At 31.6% G+C, this 1,065-nt stretch carries 1 protein-coding gene; it reads left to right on the top strand.

What is annotated here, in order from left to right; translation table 11 throughout:
- The first annotated feature begins 91 nt into the window (after positions 1-91).
- Entirely contained in the window at positions 92-1,051 is a 960-nt protein-coding gene (locus RH98_RS15005; protein WP_010257786.1) for an SPFH domain-containing protein, read from the top strand.
- The last annotated feature ends 14 nt before the right edge of the window (positions 1,052-1,065 follow it).

Consider the following 1,065-nt stretch of genomic DNA (forward strand, 5'->3'; position numbering starts at 1 on the left):
GGTTATATGTTAACTTGGAAATATATTATTATTAATGTCGCTTTTTTAGTTTATTTTTTGTTATTTTATAGATATTATAAATAACTAAATTATGGCACCAACTATTATTATTATTGTTGTAGCAGTAGTTTTACTGTTTCTTGGTTTTTTTACAGTGAAACAACAATCTTCTGCAATTATTGAGCGTTTTGGTAAGTTTAATAGCATACGTCACTCAGGTTTACAACTAAAGATTCCTTTTGTTGATCGAATTTCTGGAGTAGTAAATTTAAGAATTCAACAATTGGATGTACTTATTGAGACAAAAACGAAAGACAATGTATTTGTGAAATTGAAAGTTTCTGTTCAGTTTAGAGTTATTCCTGATCGTGTTTACGACGCATTTTATAAATTAGAATATCCACATGATCAAATTACTTCTTATGTATTTGATGTGGTTAGAGCAGAAGTACCAAAACTTATTCTTGATGATGTCTTTGAAAGAAAAGATAATATTGCAGTAGCCGTAAAAAGAGAATTAAATGAAGCAATGACCACATATGGTTATGACATCATTAATACGCTTATTACAGACATTGACCCAGATATACAGGTTAAGAATGCTATGAACAGAATTAATGCCGCAGATCGTGAAAAAGTGGCTGCAGAGTATGAAGCAGAGGCAAGTCGCATACGTATTGTTGCAAAAGCTAAAGCGGAAGCTGAATCTAAACGTTTACAAGGTCAGGGTATTGCAGATCAACGAAGAGAAATAGCACAAGGACTTGTAGAAAGTGTTGATGTTCTAAATGGTGTTGGAATTAATTCACAAGAAGCGTCTGCTTTGATTGTTGTTACTCAACATTATGATACATTACAATCTGTTGGAGCAGAGACTAATTCTAATCTTATTTTGCTTCCTAATGCGCCTTCAGCAGCATCTGATATGCTTACAAATATGATTGCTTCATTCGCTGCAAGTAGTAAGATGAAAGAATTAACTTCTAACGAAAATAAACCTAAAAAGGATAAAAAGCATCATCATAAAGAAAAGAAAGATGATGAACTTTAGAATTATTAAGCAAT

Source organism: Myroides injenensis M09-0166 (genome assembly GCF_000246945.1).
Classification (GTDB): domain Bacteria; phylum Bacteroidota; class Bacteroidia; order Flavobacteriales; family Flavobacteriaceae; genus Flavobacterium; species Flavobacterium injenense.